This is a genomic window from Corallococcus sp. AB049A (assembly GCF_003668885.1).
Classification (GTDB): domain Bacteria; phylum Myxococcota; class Myxococcia; order Myxococcales; family Myxococcaceae; genus Corallococcus; species Corallococcus interemptor.
Genome location: NZ_RAWL01000764.1, coordinates 1 through 1,780 on the forward strand (window position 1 = coordinate 1; position 1,780 = coordinate 1,780).

The following is a 1,780-nucleotide window of genomic DNA, read 5'->3' on the forward strand; positions in this document are numbered from 1 at the left end:
CCCCTGCGGCTGACGCACCGTGGATGAAACGCGGCCGGGCAGGTCCGAAAGGGCGAGCCCAAAGTCGGAGACCTGCACGTCGCCGTTCCAATCGACGAAGATGTGCTCAACGTCGAGCGCCCGGTGGTCGATGTTGAGGGAGCGCCCCTGTTCGTCCTTCGCCTCATGGGCATGCTCCAGGGCCTCGGCGACGCGTGCCCCGACGTGGAGGGTGAAGAGGGGAGAGAACCGGCGACCGCACTCCCCCGAGAGCGTCAACAGGGTGTTGATGCTGTGTCCCGACGGATGCTCGGTGATGACGTACCAGCACCCCTCCGCCTTGTGCAGCCCATGGACACGGAGGATGCCCGGATGGTCGAGGTACGTCGCGAGGCGCACCTGCTCTTCCAGCTTCGCCCGCGCCCTCTTTAGGCGAGGCAGCTCCATCAACTTCGGAACGCCCACCGCTTTGAGCAGCACCTTGCCCCGGATGTTGCCCTCGGAGGTGCGGCGCCGGGCCAGCAGGAGACTCAAACCGTGGTGGACCTCTCCCAGGTCTTCGCGGAACTCGTACTGGAAGCCGTCCCTCGTGAAGAGAATGGCTCCGCGTGGAAGCCTGAACTCACTTTCCGACATGCTCTTTCCTCCTCTTCGCGCAGGCATCGAAGGCCGACGCGTCGTGGGCGACGTTACCTGTGGGATGGGCCGTCGTGGAACGACCCTGGGAGGTCATGTCGCGTTTGAGGAGGAGGGGGCGAAATCAAGCACCTACCCACCACGTCGTCCCGGGACTGCTCAGGGCCAGCGGTGCACCACTGTCCCGGAGCCCCGATTGACCCCCTTCACCCTGCCGTCCTTGAACGCCACGGCTTCGTTCTCGACCACGAAGCAAATGGGTTGCTCCTCCTGCCCCGGGAGTTTCACGCGGTCATACCGGACGACGAGGGCCGGCCCATCCACACGCCCCATCTTGTCGGAGAGGTAGTAGGCCTTGCCGTAGAAGCGCGTCCCACGAGGGGCGACCGCGGCCTGCCGGTCGTCGTTGACGCCTTTGGGGACCACCCCCACCACCTCCGCGCCAGCGGTGAACCACACTTCATCCCAACCTGATTGGCGGTCGTCGAGTTGAAGAATGAATGTGTCTCCGTCCCTCCAGTGAAGCTGCTCCCGCATGGCCTCATCCGCCCCAGCCGGGCAGGTAAAGGACTCGGGCCGGATCTGGGCACCCGGACAGCCCACCGCCAGCGCCGCGACAAGCGACAGCGACGCGCACTCGACGGCGGCAACGGACTTCTTCGGCATTCGAGGCGCACGTCCTGGGGGCGAGGCTTCGGGTGCTGGGTTCTTCAAGGCGGATCCTTCCTTCGGGGCAGCGGCGATGACTGGCCCCGGGACTGTCACGGACGAAGGGCCAACAGGTGTCATAGCAGGAGGGGGTGTTTGGGGCGGCGCGGATTGGGTGGTGGCAGGAGGAGGGCGTGGGGCTGTGGCGTCGTGCGACCCGGCAGGCCCGCCGGGGGCGCTCCCTGACGAGCGCCAGAGGGCCGCAGCCATGACAAGCGCGACGATACAAACGACGCCTGCGAGCCACCCTCCCGCGCGAAGCGGTCGCTTCATCATGGCCACATGCCGCTTGAGGGATTGCGGCGTGGGGGGCATCGCCAGTGCCCCAGGTGTTGGCCCTCCGTGACGCCGTTCAGCGGGTGGATGGGCCGGCACGTCATACTCAGCGGAGCGCTCGGCACGGAGATCCGCCAGCTCGCGGCGCAGCGCCTCGGTATCGACCGGACGCCCCTTGGGG

At 67.0% G+C, this 1,780-nt stretch carries 2 protein-coding genes; both read right to left on the reverse strand.

Annotated elements, in window-relative coordinates; translation table 11 throughout:
• A partial coding sequence (locus D7X55_RS39165; protein WP_147470414.1) for a protein kinase occupies positions 1-615 on the reverse strand: 615 nt, incomplete at its 3' end.
• A 159-nt stretch (positions 616-774) separates the two neighbouring features.
• Positions 775-1,281, reverse strand: a complete 507-nt coding sequence (locus D7X55_RS44325) for a hypothetical protein (protein WP_199747342.1) — start codon at positions 1,279-1,281, stop codon at positions 775-777.
• Positions 1,282-1,780: the final 499 nt, after the last annotated feature.